Source organism: Sphingomonas sp. JUb134 (genome assembly GCF_004341505.2).
GTDB lineage: Bacteria > Pseudomonadota > Alphaproteobacteria > Sphingomonadales > Sphingomonadaceae > Sphingomonas.
Genome location: NZ_SLYP02000001.1, coordinates 1,573,588 through 1,591,189, shown reverse-complemented (window position 1 = coordinate 1,591,189; position 17,602 = coordinate 1,573,588). Strand labels below are relative to the sequence as shown.

The 17,602-nt window shown below is 67.6% G+C and carries 16 protein-coding genes and 1 riboswitch; of the genes, 7 read left to right on the top strand and 9 right to left on the bottom strand.

The genetic code is table 11. The features are described 5' to 3' along the window. Positions 1-39 precede the first annotated feature (39 nt). Both EDF69_RS07560 and EDF69_RS07555 read right to left on the bottom strand, forming a co-directional pair. Positions 40-993: a hypothetical protein gene (locus tag EDF69_RS07560; RefSeq protein ID WP_132884402.1), complete on the bottom strand. Its 954-nt coding sequence runs from the start codon at positions 991-993 to the stop codon at positions 40-42. A gap of 146 nt (positions 994-1,139) precedes the next feature. Then, positions 1,140-1,661 carry a TPM domain-containing protein gene (locus tag EDF69_RS07555; protein WP_132884401.1) on the bottom strand — a complete coding sequence of 174 codons (522 nt, stop codon included), beginning with the start codon at positions 1,659-1,661 and terminating at the stop codon, positions 1,140-1,142. Positions 1,662-1,804: 143 nt separating this feature from the next. Between EDF69_RS07555 and EDF69_RS07550 the strand changes: the two genes are divergently transcribed. Beyond that, complete coding sequence (locus EDF69_RS07550; protein WP_125961375.1) at positions 1,805-1,984, top strand: hypothetical protein; 180 nt, start codon at positions 1,805-1,807, stop codon at positions 1,982-1,984. A gap of 147 nt (positions 1,985-2,131) precedes the next feature. Here EDF69_RS07550 and EDF69_RS07545 read toward each other — a convergent pair whose 3' ends face one another. The 3 genes from EDF69_RS07545 to EDF69_RS19600 form a co-directional block, all read right to left on the bottom strand. Continuing rightward, the gene (locus EDF69_RS07545) at positions 2,132-3,367 is read right to left on the bottom strand and encodes a family 1 glycosylhydrolase (RefSeq protein WP_132884400.1); all 1,236 of its coding nucleotides are present in this window, start codon (positions 3,365-3,367) and stop codon (positions 2,132-2,134) included. Positions 3,368-3,475: 108 nt separating this feature from the next. Further along, entirely contained in the window at positions 3,476-3,898 is a 423-nt protein-coding gene (locus EDF69_RS19605; protein WP_339538020.1) for a GNAT family acetyltransferase, read from the bottom strand. Continuing rightward, positions 3,895-4,281: a hypothetical protein gene (locus EDF69_RS19600; RefSeq protein WP_239555362.1), complete on the bottom strand. Its 387-nt coding sequence runs from the start codon at positions 4,279-4,281 to the stop codon at positions 3,895-3,897. The genes EDF69_RS19605 and EDF69_RS19600 overlap by 4 nt, the downstream gene beginning before the upstream one ends. Before the next feature lie 144 nt (positions 4,282-4,425). Here EDF69_RS19600 and EDF69_RS07535 point away from each other — a divergent pair, with 144 nt between their 5' ends. Further along, a complete protein-coding gene (locus EDF69_RS07535) occupies positions 4,426-5,445 on the top strand; it encodes an SDR family oxidoreductase (protein ID WP_132884398.1) in 1,020 nt (339 codons plus the stop codon). A 57-nt stretch (positions 5,446-5,502) separates the two neighbouring features. On the opposite strand, the gene EDF69_RS07530 is transcribed toward EDF69_RS07535, so the two are convergent. Next, positions 5,503-6,072, bottom strand: a complete 570-nt coding sequence (locus EDF69_RS07530; protein ID WP_132884397.1) for a hemerythrin domain-containing protein — start codon at positions 6,070-6,072, stop codon at positions 5,503-5,505. Between the two features lie 144 nt (positions 6,073-6,216). On the opposite strand from EDF69_RS07530, the gene EDF69_RS07525 reads away from it, so the two are divergent. Then, entirely contained in the window at positions 6,217-8,499 is a 2,283-nt protein-coding gene (locus EDF69_RS07525) for a TonB-dependent receptor domain-containing protein (RefSeq protein WP_132884396.1), read from the top strand. Positions 8,500-8,611: 112 nt separating this feature from the next. Continuing rightward, positions 8,612-8,832, top strand: a riboswitch (cobalamin riboswitch). Between the two features lie 107 nt (positions 8,833-8,939). Next, entirely contained in the window at positions 8,940-11,228 is a 2,289-nt protein-coding gene (gene metE, locus EDF69_RS07520; protein WP_132884395.1) for a 5-methyltetrahydropteroyltriglutamate--homocysteine S-methyltransferase, read from the top strand. Positions 11,229-11,282: 54 nt separating this feature from the next. On the opposite strand, the gene EDF69_RS07515 is transcribed toward metE, so the two are convergent. The 3 genes from EDF69_RS07515 to EDF69_RS07505 all read right to left on the bottom strand — a co-directional run bounded on the left by EDF69_RS07515 (position 11,283) and on the right by EDF69_RS07505 (position 13,554). Then, a complete protein-coding gene (locus tag EDF69_RS07515; RefSeq protein ID WP_132884394.1) occupies positions 11,283-11,726 on the bottom strand; it encodes an NIPSNAP family protein in 444 nt (147 codons plus the stop codon). A 94-nt stretch (positions 11,727-11,820) separates the two neighbouring features. Next, a complete protein-coding gene (locus tag EDF69_RS07510) occupies positions 11,821-13,140 on the bottom strand; it encodes an erythromycin esterase family protein (protein WP_339538019.1) in 1,320 nt (439 codons plus the stop codon). 117 nt (positions 13,141-13,257) lie between these two features. Next, positions 13,258-13,554 carry a hypothetical protein gene (locus EDF69_RS07505; protein ID WP_132884392.1) on the bottom strand — a complete coding sequence of 99 codons (297 nt, stop codon included), beginning with the start codon at positions 13,552-13,554 and terminating at the stop codon, positions 13,258-13,260. Between the two features lie 179 nt (positions 13,555-13,733). On the opposite strand from EDF69_RS07505, the gene EDF69_RS07500 reads away from it, so the two are divergent. The 3 genes from EDF69_RS07500 to istA all read left to right on the top strand — a co-directional run bounded on the left by EDF69_RS07500 (position 13,734) and on the right by istA (position 17,596). After that, positions 13,734-14,183, top strand: coding sequence for a DUF2231 domain-containing protein (locus EDF69_RS07500; RefSeq protein WP_132884391.1), 450 nt, complete (start codon positions 13,734-13,736; stop codon positions 14,181-14,183). Continuing rightward, on the top strand, positions 14,183-15,541 hold the full coding sequence (locus tag EDF69_RS07495; RefSeq protein WP_132884390.1) for a PQQ-dependent sugar dehydrogenase: 1,359 nt from the start codon (positions 14,183-14,185) through the stop codon (positions 15,539-15,541). Before EDF69_RS07500 ends, EDF69_RS07495 begins: the two co-directional genes overlap by 1 nt. Before the next feature lie 567 nt (positions 15,542-16,108). Further along, complete coding sequence (istA, locus tag EDF69_RS07490) at positions 16,109-17,596, top strand: IS21 family transposase (RefSeq protein ID WP_132884630.1); 1,488 nt, start codon at positions 16,109-16,111, stop codon at positions 17,594-17,596. Positions 17,597-17,602: the final 6 nt, after the last annotated feature.

The following is a 17,602-nucleotide window of genomic DNA, read 5'->3' as shown; positions in this document are numbered from 1 at the left end:
TAGCCGATGACTGCAGCGCCCCCTACGAGCCGCGCCCGGTCAGCTGGCGCGGTAGGCGCGGCCGGACTGGATGAGGCGCTGGCGCGCGGTGTTGCCCGGGACGGCGATGTGGGTGGCAGGGTCGAACTCCTTGCCGGCGCCGGGTGCATCGGCGGGGACCCAGATCTCGACCACCGTATTGGTGTAGCTGCTCGGCAGGTAGCGGACCCAATAACCGTCCGGATGGTGGCTCCAGCGGCCGGTCGGCACGTCGCGGCTGCCGGCGCCCACGGGCGCCATGCCGGCGAGTACCGCCACGCGCTCCAGCTCGCTGTAGCTGGTGCCGGGGGTGGTCAGCATCTGGCGCAGGTCCGCCTCCGCCCGGAGCACGGCACGCACCTCGGCCGGCAGGTTGTCGGCGATCGGGCCGGACGAGAGCATGTCGAGCACGCCGCGGTTGAGGCCGGCGAGCTGGCGCGGGGTCAGCAGCTGGGCGGCGGCGGCGCGATGCTCGTTGGACATGTCCTCCAGCTTCGCGCGCGACAGGATCGCCCACAGCAGCGCCTGGATGGTGTGCTGATCGATCTCCGGGTGCTGGACCGAGTTGCGGACGATGGTGATCACCGCATCCTTGGCCGCGCCCAGCGGCGGGGCATAGAGATAGCCGTCGCCGTTGCCCGGCCCGTGGGTGCCGGCGTGCAGGCAGTAGCTCTGGTCGTGGAAGCTGTAATAGCCCGGCTGCAGGACAAAGCCGCCATTGGGCGTGCGCTGCAGTTCGGCGAGGTTACGCTTGGGCTCCCGCGGCACGAACCCGTCCTGGCTGGGATCGCCCCAGCGCGCGTCGGGAAGGCTGGTGGTGATCGGTTCCTTGCGCAGGCTGGGCATCGAGACGCCCGCACGCTTGGCGAGATCGCCGAGCATGCCGAACTGCGCATCCGCGGGGACGGCGCCCCAGGCGAGCATCGACACGGAAACCGACGCCAGAACCTTGATCCACACGGTGCGCAAAGTCATTCCCCCCGAAGTTACTGCCCCAATTCGTGGCGGCCTCAGTAACGAGGGCGCTGATAGCTGTGAAGCGGGATCGGGAACTTGCGCGCAGCCGCACCAGCGCCGGCAACTCAGGCAATCGGGAGGACGGGACGCGAGCGATCCCGAGTCTAGGTCAGCTGATTGATCAGGGCCGTCGCTCCGGCTTCGATCCCCGTTGCCAGGTCGCCCTGCCGGAAGCGAGGCAGCATTTGCTCCTCGATGATGTGGCCGCAAAGCGCATCGGGCAGGGTTTTCTCAAGGCCGTAGCCGACCGCGATCCGTACCTTGCGTTCGTTGGGAGCCACGAGGAGGACGACGCCGTCGTCGTTTTCTGCCCGCCCGATCCCCCAGGCGTTGGCCAAAGCGGTCGTGAAGTGGGAAATGTCCTGCCCGTCCAGCGAAGGGACGGTCACGATGACCATCTGATGACCCGTCGCCTGTTCAAGCGCGTACAGACGCTTGGAAAGCGCCTCTTCTCGCGTGGCATCGATAATGCCGGCGGCATCGGTGACATACCCTGTCGGGACGACCGCCGGCTGCGACGACGCCGGGGACTGCCTTGAACGGCTATCCTCGATAGAGGAATTCCCCGCCGATCCAACTGAGCAGGCGGCAGCAAGCGCAAGCATCAACAATGTCAGCTGCTTCATGGGAGGTACGCTGGCGTGCTGGCGTTCTGCCGTCAACGTCCGCAACCTGGGGTCGCTGGCTGCCCGCTACTAGGCGTCAGCCCCGCGGCGGAACTGGGGACTGGGCCGGCGGGTTGCATTGTCTTCCCTGACGGAGACTCGACATGGCTCAGAAAGGTGCAGGCGGAAATCCCGGCGCGATCACGACCAAGGGCGGCGATGGTGCGAGGGGCAGCACCGGCACCGGTCGCGGCGGCGCCACCGGGACCGGCGCGCGCAAGGCGTCGAAGAAGAAGTCGCCCGACAAGACCGGCGACGACAAGGACAGCTCGGCCGAGGAATAGCGGGCGAGGAGGCGTGCCAAAACGGCCGCCCTCGCCCCGTCCTACCGAGGCTCGCGCTGTAGCCCCGACTGGAGGGGCACGGCATAGCGGACGCTTCGATTGCCGGGAGATGGCCGGTGCGCGGGCGATCGACCGGCTCGCCGGCGGTCATGGTCCGGTGGGGTGGCTGCACGAGGGCGGCACGACCGGGACCACCAGGCACAGGCTCTGCGCCGGCAGCACGTCGCGCCAGTCGGCGATCAGCTGCTTGTACGCCTTGCCCACCGGGCGGATGTTGCGGTCCAGGTCGTAGAGGCCGACCGGCGTCACCCGGCCGTTCTTTTCGCGGAGTGCGGTGTCCCAATCCATCTGGTCGGTCAGCGAATACCAGGTGAAGCCCACCGTCGGGATGCCGGTGTTGCGCAGCCTGAGGACGTTGGCCCATTCCTTCCACAGCCAGTTGACGCCCTCGTCGCCGTTCGGCCCCTCGGCGATGTTGGTTTCGGTGTGCATCACCGGCAGGCCGTAGCGGCAGTAATATTGGCGGGTGATCTCGCTGTAGCCGAACACCTCGCCCGAGGCCCAGCTGTGGCCGTCCTGGTGCATGCGATGTTCGTTGGTCCAGTAATAGTCCGTGCCGAGGATGCAGTGCTGCTTCAGCCGGTTGCCGTGGAAGCGGTGGTACTCCTCGCGCGTCATGCCGTTATCCAGCAGATATTCGTACATCGCGCTGTCGACCCGGCGGCCGTAGTTGAGATCGAGGCTGAGGAAGCGGCGGGCGTTCATCACCTCGGCAGGGCGGATCGCAGCCGGACTGTCGGCGTGGAAATACTCCGAGGACTCGCTCTGGATGAACAGCGCGTCGGCGCGATGCTCCAGGATGCGCCGCATCGCGAGGACGTTGGCATAGACGATGTTCTTGAGCGCGGTCACGAAGGCGCGGTCGCTCGCAAGCTGCTCGTTCCACCAGCCGTAGAGCGCGGAGAAGACCGCGCAGACGAACATCTCGTTCACCGGGGTATAGAGCTGCACCCAGGGGTAGCGCTGGGCGAAGGCGGCCGCATAATCGGCAAAGAGCTGCGGGAAATCGGGGTTCTGGAAGTCGCCCACGAAGTCCGGCACGCCGAAGTGGCAGAGATCAACGATGGGCGTGATGTTGCGGCGGCGGAGATCCCCGAGCGTGAGGTCGGCGAACTCCCAATCATATTTGCCCGGCCCCAGCAGCGTCTTGTGGAGCGGGGGGCCGAAGCGGAGGAAGTGGATGCCGAGATCCTGGACCAGGTCGAAGTCCTCCCGCCAACGCGCATAATGGCCGCAGGATTCCATCTGGTCGACGCGTACCCGGCCGTTGTCGATGGTGGGGATGCTGCTCTCGATCCCCGTGCAGAACATGAAGTGCGCCATCCGCCTCTCCCGGCAGCCGGTCGGATCGCGTGAGCGCGAGGCGGCCGAGACCAGGGACTGGAACGCGAGCCGCGGCGCGAAGGTTTCGGGATGGGCGCGCGTGCCCGGTCAGGCAGGCTCGGGCGCGAGGAAGCGGCCGAGGGTGACGACGTCCTGCGGGGCGAGCCCCAGCCGACCGTAGAAGGCGAGCGCATCGGCATTGCCGGTGCGGACCATCAGCTGGATCTTGGGACAGCCGCGGGCGCGCAGCCATGCCTCTGCAGCCAGCATCAGCGTGCGGCCGAGCCCGTGACGGCGGCGATCGGGGGCGACGGCGAGATAATAGACCCAGCCGCGGTGGCCGTCATAGCCCACCATGACGCTGCCGATCAGCGCCGCGCCGTCGCGCAGCACCAGCACCGCCGAGTCCGCGGCGGCAAGCGCGCGGGCGAAATCGGCAGCGGGATCGTTCCAGGGCCGCGTCAGCCCGGCCGCCTGCCACAGCGCGACCACGGCGGCGGCGTCCGCGGGGCCGGCCTCGACCGGGGTCACGGGCAGCGGATGCGGGTGGTGGTGATGCCGTCGACGGTGACGGCCAGCCGCTCGCCGCGGGAGCGTGCGAGCCGATAGCGCCGCCCCGTGGTGATGCCGTCGACCTCGGCCGAAGTATCGACGTCGACCGCGCCGTCGGCGGCGGTGGTGACTGCGTCGATGCGGGCGTCGGCGATGCGATCCGCCGCCACCTCGAGCGGCTGGGCGCAGGCCGCGTCCTCTCCCCAGCGGCCGAGCATCGCGGGCGGAAGGCTGGTCGCGGCGGCGTGCGGCGGCAGTGCCGGGTCGGATCGCGGCGCCTCGTCCGAACAGGCGGCCAAGAGCAGCGGCAGCACCGCAGCCGCCAGCTTCATGCCCCTGGCCCGGCCGTTCCGTACGTTCATTCTCGCCCCCTCCCCTGCAAGGTGCCCGCATAGCCAAGCGCCCTCGCCGCCGCCAGAGCCGCGAGGGATCGGATCGCAACGGCGGCTCGTTCTGCGCCCGCACGGCGCCGCCTTCCACGGCGTCGCCCAACCAGACGAGGTAGCATGAAGGCCCAGTTGAAGCCGCTTTCCGAGCAGGTGATCGTCATCACCGGCGCAAGTTCCGGCCACGGGCTGGAGACCGCCCGCCGGGCGGCCGCGGCAGGCGCGCGGGTGGTGCTGATCGCGCGCGACGGCGACGCGCTGGCGCGCGTGCGGGACCAGATCCAGACCACCGGCGGCACCGCCGTCACCTTCGTCGCCGACGTCGGCCAGGAGGAGGAAGTCGAGCGCGCGGCGGCGTTTGCGATCGACCACTTCGGCGGCTTCGACACCTGGGTGAACAATGCCGGGATCGGCGTCTATGCCGCAGCGCTGGAGACGCCCACCGCCGACCACCGCCAGGTGTTCGAAACCAATTACTGGGGGGTGGTGTACGGATCGCTGGCGGCGCTGCGCCACCTGAAGGAGAAGCCCGGCGGCGGCGCGCTGATCAACGTCGGGTCGATCAACTCCGACATGCCGTCCCCTGTCATCTCCTCCTACACGGCGTCCAAGCATGCGGTGAAGGGCTTTACGGATTCGCTGCGACTGGAGATGATGGCGGAGGGTGCGCCGGTGTCGATCACCCTCATCAAGCCGGGCCCGGTCGGCACCCCCTTCCCCCAGCACGGTCGCAACCTGACCGGATACAAGGCGCAGCTGCCGCCGCCGCTCTACGCACCGTCGCTGGTGGCAGACGCGATCCTGGACGCGGCGCAGCACCCGCGGCGGTCGCTGACGGTTGGCGGTGTCGGCAAGCTGCAGGTGCTGGGCGCCCAGCTGGTGCCGCTGCTGTTCGACCGGGTCGCGCAGAACATGGGGGCGCTGCTGGCCAACCCCGCGCAGCCGGTGCCGGTGAGCCCGGGCAATCTCTACGCGCCGGACGGCAAGGACGGGGTCACCGAGGGCGAGCAGAAGGGGCGGTCGGTCAGCGCCTTCACGGCCACCCGCACGCACCCGGGGATTGCGCTGGGGGCCGTTGCCCTGGCGGGTGCGGCGCTGGGCCTCGCCGTTCGCGCGCGGGGCCGCAAGGCAGAGCGGTGACCGCCGCTCCGCTGGGATTCGGAGCGGCGGCCGCGGCCGGGATGAAGGGAAGCGCCCTCAGGCGAGCTTGAGGCCTTCCTTGTTCATCGCGGCGGTGATGTGCTTGTTCTGCGTCTCCGACAGCTGATCGCGCAGCTTCGGGAAGAGGTCCTGTTCCTCCTCGCGCATGTGGCTTTCGATCAGGACGCGGAACTCCTTGAGCTTGGGGAGCCAGGCGGGATCGTCCTTGGGCATCTCGGTCAGGTCGAAGAAATACTGCTTCACATAGCCATGTTCGTGATTGAGATGGTCCGCCGCCTCGGTCAGGCCCTGATCGCGCATCATCGCGTAGACGACGTTCTCTTCCTGGAACGCATGCTTGCTGATCGCATGCTTCAACTGCATCAGCAGAAAGGCGCGGCGGGCGGTGTCCTCGTCCTTCGTCTTTTCCAGCAGGTCGAAGATCTTGAGAGCCGCGGCATGCTCGGCCGCCAGTGCCTTGTCCCAGCGGCCGGCCATCACCGTCGGTGCCTGTACCGCCGCCTTGCGCAGGAAATTGGCGAGGAGGCCGGCGGCCACTCCCGTCGCCGCGCCGATCGCGACCGTGCGGCCGACATTCCCCGAAGATGCTTGCTGTGTCGTGGCCATCTGCTTGCTCCTCACCGTTTGCGCCTCAACGAAAGCCGTGGCGCGGCCGTTCCGCAGCGGGAGCGTACAGGAGCACTACGCATCTTGATTTAACGATATAACATCACCTAGACGACACCGGTCAAAAAGGTGGGGAGCAAGATCATGGGTTTTCGAAACATGCGCCGCGGCGCAGCAGCGCTGCTGACGACGACTGTCCTTGCGGCGGGTGCGCCGGCCCCGGCGTGGGCGCAGGAGGCGGTAACCGGGGGTGAAGAGGCGGAAGTCGACGCGCGCGGCCACCTCGGCACGCGCGAGATCGTCGTCACCGGCCGATCGCTGGAGACGGAGGAGGAGAATGCCCTGCCGGTGCAGGTGCTCGCCGGCGACGAACTGGCGCATCGCCGTGAAGGCGGCCTGGGCGAGACACTCGCCGGCCTGCCGGGCGTGCACCTCGACAATTTCGGCGGGGGCGCTTCGCGTCCCGTGATCCGCGGCCAGACGGTGCCCCGCATCGAGGTGCTGACCGATGGCGCCAACCTGTTCGACGTGGCGTCGGTGTCGCCGGATCACGCCATCACCACCGATCCGCTGCTGCTCGACGCCATCGAGATCCAGCGCGGGCCTGCCGCGACCCGCTATGGCGGCAATGCCACCAACGGCGCGATCAACCTGATCGACAGCAAGGTGCCCAAGGTGGTGCCGGTCGGCGGCCTCACCGGTGCGACGGAGGTGCGATACAGGACCGGCGACGAAGAGAAGACCGTCGTCGGCCGCGTGACGGCGGGGATCGGCCAGTTCGCCCTCCATGCCGAGGGAGCACGTCGAGCGGCGGACGACTATGACGTGCCCGACAGCTACGGCTCCGACAAGCTGCGCGATTCCTTTGCCGAGAGCACCAGCTATGCGTTCGGCGCGTCCTGGATCACCGCCAAGGGCTATGTCGGCGCCGCCTATTCGCGCATCGAGAGCGAATATGGGCTGCCCGGCCACAGCCATCTGAACGGCGTCTGCCACACGCACGGGCTGGACCTGCATTGCGGGGCACATGGCAGCTGGGAGGATCCGTTCGGCTCCCCCGACGACCACACGGCCTATATCAAGCTGCGCAGCGACCGGGTCGATGTCCGGGCCGACTATGACGACCTGCTGCCGGGCTTTTCCCACACGCGCGCGCGCCTCTCCTACACCGACTATGCCCATGACGAGATCGACGGCGCGCTGCTGTTCAGCCGCTACACCAACGAGGTCTGGGACGGGCGTCTCGAGCTGACGCACAAGCCCGTCCTCGGCTTCACCGGCGTGCTGGGGGTGCAATATACCGACGGCCGGTTCGGCGGCATCAACGTCAACGACCGGCACAAGCCCTTTCCGGACGGAGCCTATGGCTTTGACGGAAGTCCCGATTACCTCACCGACAACTTCGGCATCTTCCTGTCGGAGCGGCGGTCGTTCGGCTCGGTCGACGTCGAAGCAGCGGTTCGCAAGGACTGGCGCACAGTCGACGTGACGGTGCCGCCCTATCGCATCACCCTCGATGCCGAGCTGCAGGACCTCTTTGCCGAATGGTATGGGCCGGACTGGCGGCAGATCCTGGAGCGCGAGGACGTGGACGCGTTCCGCGCCCGGAATCCGGCCGTGAAGCACGATCCCTTCTCCGCCTCGCTTGCAGCAAACTGGAACATCGGGCGCGGATATGGCCTCGCGCTTTCACTGGGGCATACCGAACGCGCGCCCAGCGTGCGCGAGCTGTACGCGCGCGGCAACAACCTGGCGACCAACAGCTACGAACTCGGGCTTGCGGTCGGGAACCCGATCCTCGGCGAGGAGGGGCTGTCCGCCGAAGACATTCTGGAGACCACCGACGCGATCAACCTGACGTTGCGCAAGGCGGGCGGTCCGTTCGAGTTCGAGGTCGGCCTGTTCTATCAGGAGGTCGACGACTATGTCTTCGCGCGCCTGATCGAGACCGAGACCGAGACCGGCGTCCCGCACGACTTCCTGATCTACACGGCGGCGGATGCGCGCTTCGCCGGGATCGACGGCCAACTCAGCTATCAGCTGACGCCCCAGTCGCGGGTGACGGTGTTCGGCGACTATGTCGATGCCAAGCTGAAGCGCGAGGACGACAACCTGCCGCGCATCCCACCGGGCCGGCTGGGCGCGCGCTATGACCTTGCCGCCGGACCGCTTTCGGGTGACGTCGAATATTATCGCACGTTCGAGCAGGACAAGGTCGCCTCCTACGAGACGCCGACGGCGGGCTACGACATGCTCAACGCCACGCTGAGCTATCGCATGGACCTGGGCGGCGCGCGGGCGGTGGAACTCTACGCACGCGGCAGCAACCTGCTCAACGAACTGGCGTTCGTCCACACCTCCTTCGTGAAGGAGCAGTCGCCGCTGCGTGGCCGCAACGTCGTAATCGGCATGCGCCACGCCTTCTGACCGGGCGGCGGAACCCCTGCGTCCGCCCCCGTTTTCCAACCGGCGAAAGGGTTCGGCAGACGTCATATAAAGATTTCTTTATATGATGGTTGACCGGACCATGATTTTTGCCGATGCTTGGTGCGTCGAGGTTCTCCGGCCGGGCGCTTGCCTGCGCCGGAGCTAAGACGGGAAGCCGGTGCGCTCCTGATGGGGCAAGGCCGGCGCTGCCCCCGCAACTGTAAGCGGCGAGCGGCGATCCAACCATGTCACTGAGGCGTCCCGCGTCTTGGGAAGACGGATCGTCCGTGCTGACCCGCGAGCCAGGAGACCTGCCTCTGACGCCATAACGTCCACCGGCGGGGTGCCCGGTCTGGTCGCGTGCGTGTGCGGCCGGGCGATCCCTGGCGCGTGCCTGCCTGCGCTCGGTCCGGCGCTTCGCCCTCTTCGGGGTTGAAGACATGACAGTGACGATCGCGACCTTGGGGTTTCCCCGCATCGGTCCGCGCCGCGAGTTGAAGTTCGCATTGGAGAAGTTCTGGTCCGGCAGGATCGGCGAAGCCGAGTTGCAGGAAGCCGCCTCGGGCCTGCGCACCGCGGCCTGGGCGCGGCAAAAGGCGTTGGGGGCCGACTGGCTGCCGTCCAACGACTTCTCGCTCTATGACCATGTGCTGGACACCAGCGTGATGCTGGGCGCGATCCCGAGCCGCTATGGCGCGGCGGACGGGGTCACCGACCTGGCCACCTATTTCGCGATGGCGCGGGGCACCACCGGCGAGGACGCGGGATGCGGCCATGCGCATGGTTCGGTGACCGCCGGCGAGATGACGAAGTGGTTCGACACCAACTACCACTATATCGTCCCGGAGATCGAACCCGGCCGCAAGCTCGCGCTCGGCCGGTTGAAGGTGGTCGAGGAATATCGGGAAGCCCAGGCGCAGGGCTATGAGACGCGGCCGGTGCTGCTCGGCCCGATCACCTGGCTGAGCCTTGCTAAGGGGCACGGCATCGATCCGTTCGACCTGCTCGACGAGGTGCTCGGGCTCTACCGCGTGATCCTGGGCCATCTCGCGCACGCCGGGGCCGAGTGGGTGCAGATCGATGAGCCGATCCTGGCCACCGATCTTTCGGAGCAGCAGCGCGCCGCCTTTACCCGCGCCTATGCGGCGCTTCAGCGGTCCGGCCCCAAGCTGATGCTGACGACCTATTTCGGCGGGCTGGAGGACAATCTGGCCCTGGCGACCGCGCTGCCGGTGCAGGGCTTGCACGTCGACCTCGTTCGCGCGCCCGGGCAGCTCGATGCCGTCCTGCGGGCCGCACCCAAGGACCTGCTGCTTTCGCTGGGCGTGATCGACGGGCGCAACGTCTGGCGTGCCGACCTGAACGCGGTGCTGGAACGCGTGGCACCGATTGCGGCATCGCGCGACCTGGTGCTGGCGCCGTCCTGCTCGCTGCTGCACGTGCCGGTGGACCTTACGCTCGAGCCCAAGCTCGACGCCGAGGTGAAGCAGTGGCTCGCCTTTGCGGTTCAGAAGGTGGAGGAACTGACCGTCCTCAAGCGCGCGCTGAACGAAGGACGGGACAGCGTGGCCCGGCCACTCGCGGCGGCGGCGGAGGCGGCAGCGAACCGGAAGGTGTCGCCGCGCATCCATGACGCGGCGGTGCAGGCGCGGGTGGCGCAGGCGACGCCGGACATGCGGGAGCGCCGATCCGGCCATGCCGAACGCGCGCGTGCGCAGGCCGAACTGCTCGACCTGCCGCCCTTCCCCACCACCACGATCGGCTCCTTCCCGCAAACCGCCGAGGTACGCCATGCGCGTGCCGAGCATAGTCGCGGCAACCTCGACGATGCCGGCTACCAGCAGTTCCTGCGCGAGGAGACCGAGCGCGCCATCCGCTGGCAGGAAGTGGTCGGGCTCGACATGCTCGTCCACGGCGAGTTCGAGCGCAACGACATGGTGCAGTATTTCGGCGAGCAGCTGGCGGGCTTCGCCTTCACGGTGAACGGCTGGGTGCAGAGCTATGGCTCGCGCTGCGTCCGGCCGCCGATCCTGTTCGGGGACGTCCGCCGTACCCACCCGATGACGGTGGATTGGTGGCGCTTTGCGCAGGGGCTGACGGACAAGCCCGTGAAGGGCATGCTCACCGGGCCGGTCACGATCCTCAACTGGAGCTTCGTGCGCGACGACCAGCCGCGCGAGACCTCCTGCCGGCAGATCGCCTTTGCGATCCGCGACGAGGTGCAGGACCTGGAGGCGGCCGGATGCCGGGCGATCCAGATCGACGAGGCGGCGCTGCGCGAGGGCCTGCCGCTCAGGAAGCGGGACTGGCAGCAGTATCTCGACTGGGCGGTGGATTGTTTCCGCCTCTCGGCCGCAGGCGTGGCGGACGGCACCCAGATCCACACGCACATGTGCTATTCGGAGTTCAACGACATCCTGCCGTCGATCGGTACGATGGACACCGACGTGATCTCGATCGAGACGGCGCGGTCGCAGATGGAGCTGCTGGAGGCGTTCGCGAAGTATCGCTACCCGAGTGCGATCGGCCCGGGCGTGTACGACATCCATTCCGCGCGCGTGCCGGGTGAGGCCGAAATGGTCGAGCTGATGCGGCTGGCCCAGCAGCATCTGAGGCCCGAGCAGCTCTGGGTGAACCCGGACTGCGGGTTGAAGACGCGCAAATGGGACGAGGTGAAGCCGGCGATCGAGGCGATGGTCGCCGCGGCACGCACGCTGCGCGCCGCCTAGCGCTGAAGAGCGGCTGCGTGCCGGATCGGCGGCACGCAGCCTCCCCGCCTCGGCTCAGCGGAGCGGGAGGCGCGGGGAATAGTCGGCCAGAGTCATGAAGACGCTGTCGATCTTCGTCACCAGCTTGCCGTCGGCTTCGGAGGTCGCGACCACCGCACGCCATTCCGGATCGGCGCCGAACGCCTTCCAGCTCGCCTCCCGCGCCTCCCGGCTCGGATAGGCGAGCACGTAGACGACCCGCCCCTCGGGGGCTTCCGCCGTGGGCTGCTCGTTCCAATAGGCGACGTTGTGCATGCCGTGCTTGGCGAAGAGCTTGAGCGTATGCTCGCGGAAGCGGGCGTTGAGGCCGGCGAGCTTGCCGGGCGCGGGGTAATAGATGCGCAACTCGTAGACCGCGGTCTTCGGATCGAGTGCCGCGGACTGGGCGATCGCCGGACGCATGGCGGCAGGACTGGCGATTGCCGCAGCGGCAAGACAGGCGGCGAGCAGGAAGCGCATTGGGATCTCCCGGACAGGTGCGGGCCATCATAGGCACCGTGCGCGACCCCGCGCCACTCCGGCGGTGCGGTTCCGACTCTTAGCGGTCGTCCTTCTACAGTCCCGTTGGCCAGGTCTCGTCCTGCCCCGCCTCACCGGTTGCCGCCGTGGCTTGCACGGCCGTCGTGGTGTCGAACCACAGGAAGGCATCATATTCCTGGACCAGCGACGCCTCGGAATAATGGCTCCAGCGTTCGGTATCGGGGCGGTAGATGACGCCGATGTAGCGCTCGAGCCGTTCGGCCGTGAGCGCCTCGCGCAGTTCGGGGCTTGCCGCCCCCTCGCGCAGATCGAGCAGGAAGCGCGGGGCGTCGCTGTCGTGGAGGATGCGTTCGAAACTGTCGGGCCGGGACGGATTGACCGTCATGATCTGCATCGGCTCGTCCCAATCATCGGCGGCGGCGACGGTGCCGGCGTGGGTGCCGAAGCCGATCAGGCAGGCGGCGCCGTCGTAGCGCTCCCGCACCAGCTGGCCGAGGTTCAGCTCACCGCGGCTCTGGCCCATGTCGGTCCGGCGGGCGTCGCCGACATGGCTGTTGTGCGCCCAGACCACCGCCTTGGCATCCGGCCCCTTGCGCTGCAGCAGCAGTTCCAGCGTGTCGGCCATATGCTCGTCGCGCAGGTTCCAGCTGGCAGCCGAGCCATAGTACATGGCGCGATAATAGGCCTCTGCATTGGCGACGAGCCTGGCATTCTGCGCCGCATCGAGGAACGAGTCCGGATCGCCGGGCGCATAGGCGGCTTCGTTGGCGAACAGGTCGCGCAGCAGCTGCACCACCGCCGATTCGCATCGGCCATGCCCTTCGCTCAGCGCCATGCGGCCATAGCGTTCGGGCTGCTCCTTCCAGGGCTTCAGGCAGCCGTAGAGGCGGCGGGCCTCGGCGGCGGCGGCCGGATCGACCCGCTCCAGATAGCCGATCACGGCGGCGACCGACGCCGTCATGTTGTAGAGATCCAGACCGTGGAAGCTGACGCGGGCGGACGCCTCCCGTTCGGCGTTGTGGGCGGTGAGCCAGTCCACGAAGCCGTCGAACTCGACATTGCGCCACATCCAGGCGGGAAAGCGGGTGAAGGGGGTCGGCGCTTCGGCCGGCGCAGGCTTTGCGCGCACGGTGCGGTCGATGACCGCCGCATCGGGCCAGTCCGCCTCGACCGCGACCATGGTGAAGCCGTGCCGCTCGATCAGGTGGCGGGTGATGGCGGCGCGGGCGCGGTAGAATTCGGAGGTGCCGTGGCTCGCCTCGCCCAAGCACACCACGCGGGCGTCGGCGAAGCGATCAAAAAGCGCGCCGAATGCCGGATCGTCGAAATGGGGCAGCGGTTCGGCAGCGCCTGCCACCAGCTGCGCCGCCCGGCGCGTGTCGTCTTCTGCCACCACTAGCCTGCTCCCGTTGCAGGAGACCAACGCCGGGGCGGCGGCTTGGTTCGGGTGCCGGGATCGGCAGGAACGTTCGCGCCGGGCAAGGGGTGGCCCCTGCCCGGCGTCGATCGCTTACCAGCGGCTGCCGTACTGACGGTCGCGCCAGCCATAGTGGCCGCGATCGTCTCGCCAGTCGCGGCGATCGTGGCGCCAGTCGCGGCGGCCGTCGCGGCGTGCGTCTGCGATTTCGCGGCGGCACTCGCGCTGTTCGCGGCGATACTCGCGGCGGCTGTCGGCACGGCGCAGCTCGCGGCGGCATTCCTGCACTTCGCGCCGGACTTCGTGGTTGTAGCCGTAGCGCTGGGCGGATGCGGCGGCCGGGGTGAATGCCGCAGCGGCCACAGTGGCCAGGATGATCAGCGTACGCATGGTCCTCTCCTTCACAATCTCGATGGGGAGAAGCTAAGCGCGCCGGCCTGAACGAAGCCCGTCCGCGACATTCATCGACCAGACAGCGTTTTGGGCAGCTTCGCGCGCGCGTGACGCCCGCGCGGGAACTCCCTTCCCCTCCGGTCGTAGTCCCCCCAGACACAGGGAAGGACATGCCTATGGCCGAGAGCATCGCGCACGCCGATCGACGGCCACCCGGCGTCCTCGGCCACCGGATCTATTCCGCGCTGCTCCCGGCTTCGATCACTTGCTTCGTCGGCGCGCTGATCACCGACATCGCCTATTCCCGCGCACCCGACATGATGTGGCTCAACTTCTCCAGCTGGCTGTTGCTGACGGGCCTGGTCGTGGGCGGGGTCGCCGGGGTGGTGCTGATCGTGGAGACGGTCCGCAGGCGCGCGCGGCGCACGGGCGCGTGGGCGGCGCATGCGCTGCTGTTCCTCGCCGCCTGGGTGGTGGAGGTGTTCAACTCCTTCGTCCACACGCGCGACGGATGGACGGCGGTGGTGCCGACCGGGCTGATGCTGTCGATCCTGGCCGTCGTGCTCGCGCTGCTGGCCGGGTGGTTCTGGCAATCCGCCAATCGCCGCGTGGGGGGAGACCTGTGATGAAGCGCAGCCTGGCAGCCCTGCTCGCCGTTTCCGCCCTTGCCGGCTGCGGAGGCGGCCAGAAGATCGACCCCAACGCGCAATATGGGCCGAACCCTCTCCTGCCCGAGCCGAAGGAGGCGCTGATCTCCGACGTGGGCGTCTACAAGGTCGTGGGCTGGAAGGCGGGCGAGACCCCGACCGTGCCGGCCGGGTTCCGCATCGAGGCGATCGCAACCGGGCTCGCCAACCCGCGCAACGTGCTGGCGCTGCCGAACGGCGACGTGCTGATCGTGGAATCGAAGAAGGAAGGCGGCGAGCCGGTCCAGCGGCCGAAGGACCCCATCCGCGACTGGATCATGTCGATGGCGCATGGCCAGGCGAAGAGCGGCGAAGCCCCGCCGCCGAGTAACCGCATCACCCTGGTGCGCGACACCAACGGCGACGGCCGGCCGGACGGGCGATCGGTGCTGGTCGACAAGCTGAACGCGCCCTTCGGCGTGGCGGTGATCGGAAGCGACCTGTATGTCGCGAACACCGATGCGATCGTGCGCTATCCCTTCGTGCCCGGCCAGACGCGGATCACCGCGCCCGGCGTGAAGGTGGCCGACCTGCCGGCGGGGCCGATCAACCACCATTGGACCAAGAGCCTGACGGCGAGCCCGGACGGGTCCCGCCTGTACGTGGGCATCGGATCGAACAGCAACGCGATGGAGCGCGGCGAAGAGGCCGAACGCGACCGGGCGGCGATCCTGGAGGTCGATCCGGCGACGGGCCTGCTGAAGGTATATGCCAGCGGGCTGCGCAATCCCAACGGGCTCACCTTCTATCCCGGATCGAACACGCTGTGGGCCGTCATCAACGAACGTGACGAGTTGGGCCCCGACCTGGTGCCCGACTATATGACGTCGGTGCAGCCGGGCGGCTTCTATGGCTGGCCGTACAGCTATTACGGGCAGCATGTGGATCCGCGGGTGCGGCCGCAGCGGCCCGAACTGGTCGCAAAGGCGATCTCCCCGGATTACTCGCTGGGATCGCATGTCGCGCCGCTCGGGCTCGCCTTCTACACCGGCGCGAGCTTCCCTGCGGCCTATCAGGGCGGGGCCTTCGTGGGCGAGCATGGCAGCTGGAACCGCAGCGACCCGCATGGCTACAAGGTGGCGTTCATCCGCTTCCAGGGCGGCCGGCCGACCGGCATGCCGCAGGATTTCGTCACCGGCTTCCTGAAGGACGGCAAGGCACGCGGCCGGCCGGTGGGCGTTGCGGTCGATCGCACCGGCGCGCTGCTGGTGGCGGACGACGTCGGCAACACGGTGTGGCGGATCAGCCATGCCGGCGGGGCTCCCGCTGCCGGCTCCGGCGGCCCTAGCGGGACGTAACATCCCCAAACGCAACGTCCGGCGCACTCGGGTGGAGTGCGCCGGACGGATGCGGGTCGCTTAGCGCGAGCCGGGGATCATTCCCACTCGATTGTTTTGGTCCATATCAACCACATGAAATAATTGGAGAAAATATTTCTGCGCTCAAGTACTACCGGCTCAGGGCCCGTCAGAAACCTACGCTGCTGATATCGTTGAGGAATTTCCACCAACCTTCGCAAGCCATCTATCGACTACTATTGGCTCTTTGCGCACCATTCCAGCTCTGACACCCGAGCCCAGATCGCGGCTAAAAATACCGTCAGCGTCGGCAGAATCCAGCGCCTACGCGAACGGGCAAGGTCTGGCCACCATCAGAAATCCTCCAACTATCGGAGGATTAACATGACCAAGAAGCCAAGCCGCGTGCGCGTCTTGATGATGCCGTATCAGGAGGACGACGATAGAGACCCTGTGGGGTGTGAAGGGCGGTGACAAACCAGGCCACAGGACCGCCGGCGCAGTGCCGTCGGGGGCGGAGTAAAATCCGGCCAGTTGGTAAGCTGCTCCCTTTGCGGAGCGGCGGGGATGTTTGTCGTGGAGAGCTACGCAGCGGTCAGACGGTTTGTATTTGTCGAGGGGCATAGTCGCCGGGAAGCGGCGGAGGTGTTCGGGCTGAACCGGGATACGGTACGCAAGATGTGCCTGTATTCGGCGCCTCCTGGATACCGCCGGACGAAACCTCCGACCAAGCCGAAGCTCGGGACGCTGCTACCGGTTATCGACGCAATCCTGGCAGCCGACCGCGAGGCGCCGGGCAAGCAGCAGCACACGGCCAAGCGGATCTTTGAGCGGCTGCGCGACGAGCATGGCTATACGGGCGGCTACACGATGGTGAAGGACCATGTGCGGCTGTGCAGGGCCCGCGGGCGCGAGACCTTCGTGCCGCTGGCGCACCCGCCGGGGCATGCACAGGTCGACTTTGGCGAGGCGGTCGCGGTCGTCGGCGGGGAGCGGATGAAGATCCACTATTTCTGCATGTCGCTGCCGCAGTCGGATGCCTGCTTCTTCAAGGCGTATCCGCGCGAGACGACCGAGGCGTTTCTTGACGGGCACGTGTCGGCATTCGCGTTCTTCGGGGGCGTGCCGCTGTCCATCCTCTACGACAACACAACCATCGCCGTGGCAAAGATCTGCGGCGATGGAACGCGCGAGCGCACACGCGCCTTCACCGAGTTGGTCAGCCACTACCTGTTTCAGGACCGTTTTGCGCGTCCAGCGCGAGGCAACGACAAAGGCAAGGTCGAGGGGCTGGTGAAGTTTGCGCGCAACAACTTCATGGTGCCCGTGCCGGTCGCTGCCAATTTCGATGTCCTGAACGCCAGGTTCGAGGAGTCCTGCCGTACGCGCCAGGGCGAGCATGCCGGTCAGCACGCGCAGACCATTGCCGAGCGGCTGGCGGCAGACGTATCGGCATTGCGCACGCTGCCGTCCGTACCACTGGAGCCATGCGAGAAACGCGCGGCGCGCGTGTCGTCGACCGCGATGGTGCGCTACCGGACCAACGACTATTCGGTGCCGACCGCGTACGGCTACCGCGACGTGATGGTGAAGGGGTTCGTCGACGAGGTCGTCATCATATGCGCGGGCGAAGAGATTGCCCGGCACGCGCGTTGCTACGACGAAGGCGTATTCGTCTCCAACCCACTGCACTATCTCGCGCTCATCGAGACCAAGCCCGGTGCGCTCGACCAGGCGGCAGCCCTTCAGGACTGGAACCTGCCGGACATCTTCCAGCATCTGCGCCACCTGCTCGAGGCCCGGATGGGCAACAAGGGTAAACGCGAGTTCATCCAGGTGCTGCGGCTGCTCGAGGCGATGCCGCTTCCCATCGTCACGGATGCCGTGACCGAGGCAGTCCAGTTGGGCGCACCTGGTTTTGACGCGGTAAAACTCATCGCGCTGGCGCGTATCGAGCGCCGTCCGCCGCGCCTGGATTTAGCGGCGTATCCGCACGTGCCCAAGATGGACGTCAAAACGACGTGCGCGGCCGACTATGCGGTGCTGGCAGCATGACGGACA

Excerpts from the sequence above, each read along its gene's own strand:
- metE (WP_132884395.1), top strand. The coding sequence starts at position 8,940 with ATGACAGTGACGATCGCGACCTTGGGGTTTCCCCGCATCGGTCCGCGC.
- EDF69_RS07530 (WP_132884397.1), bottom strand. The coding sequence starts at position 6,072 with ATGGCCACGACACAGCAAGCATCTTCGGGGAATGTCGGCCGCACGGTC.
- EDF69_RS07500 (WP_132884391.1), top strand. The coding sequence starts at position 13,734 with ATGGCCGAGAGCATCGCGCACGCCGATCGACGGCCACCCGGCGTCCTC.
- EDF69_RS07525 (WP_132884396.1), top strand. The coding sequence starts at position 6,217 with ATGGGTTTTCGAAACATGCGCCGCGGCGCAGCAGCGCTGCTGACGACG.
- EDF69_RS07555 (WP_132884401.1), bottom strand. The coding sequence starts at position 1,661 with ATGAAGCAGCTGACATTGTTGATGCTTGCGCTTGCTGCCGCCTGCTCA.
- EDF69_RS07495 (WP_132884390.1), top strand. The coding sequence starts at position 14,183 with ATGAAGCGCAGCCTGGCAGCCCTGCTCGCCGTTTCCGCCCTTGCCGGC.
- istA (WP_132884630.1), top strand. The coding sequence starts at position 16,109 with ATGTTTGTCGTGGAGAGCTACGCAGCGGTCAGACGGTTTGTATTTGTC.
- EDF69_RS07545 (WP_132884400.1), bottom strand. The coding sequence starts at position 3,367 with ATGGCGCACTTCATGTTCTGCACGGGGATCGAGAGCAGCATCCCCACC.
- EDF69_RS07560 (WP_132884402.1), bottom strand. The coding sequence starts at position 993 with ATGACTTTGCGCACCGTGTGGATCAAGGTTCTGGCGTCGGTTTCCGTG.
- EDF69_RS07505 (WP_132884392.1), bottom strand. The coding sequence starts at position 13,554 with ATGCGTACGCTGATCATCCTGGCCACTGTGGCCGCTGCGGCATTCACC.
- EDF69_RS07550 (WP_125961375.1), top strand. The coding sequence starts at position 1,805 with ATGGCTCAGAAAGGTGCAGGCGGAAATCCCGGCGCGATCACGACCAAG.
- EDF69_RS19600 (WP_239555362.1), bottom strand. The coding sequence starts at position 4,281 with ATGAACGTACGGAACGGCCGGGCCAGGGGCATGAAGCTGGCGGCTGCG.
- EDF69_RS07515 (WP_132884394.1), bottom strand. The coding sequence starts at position 11,726 with ATGCGCTTCCTGCTCGCCGCCTGTCTTGCCGCTGCGGCAATCGCCAGT.
- EDF69_RS07535 (WP_132884398.1), top strand. The coding sequence starts at position 4,426 with ATGAAGGCCCAGTTGAAGCCGCTTTCCGAGCAGGTGATCGTCATCACC.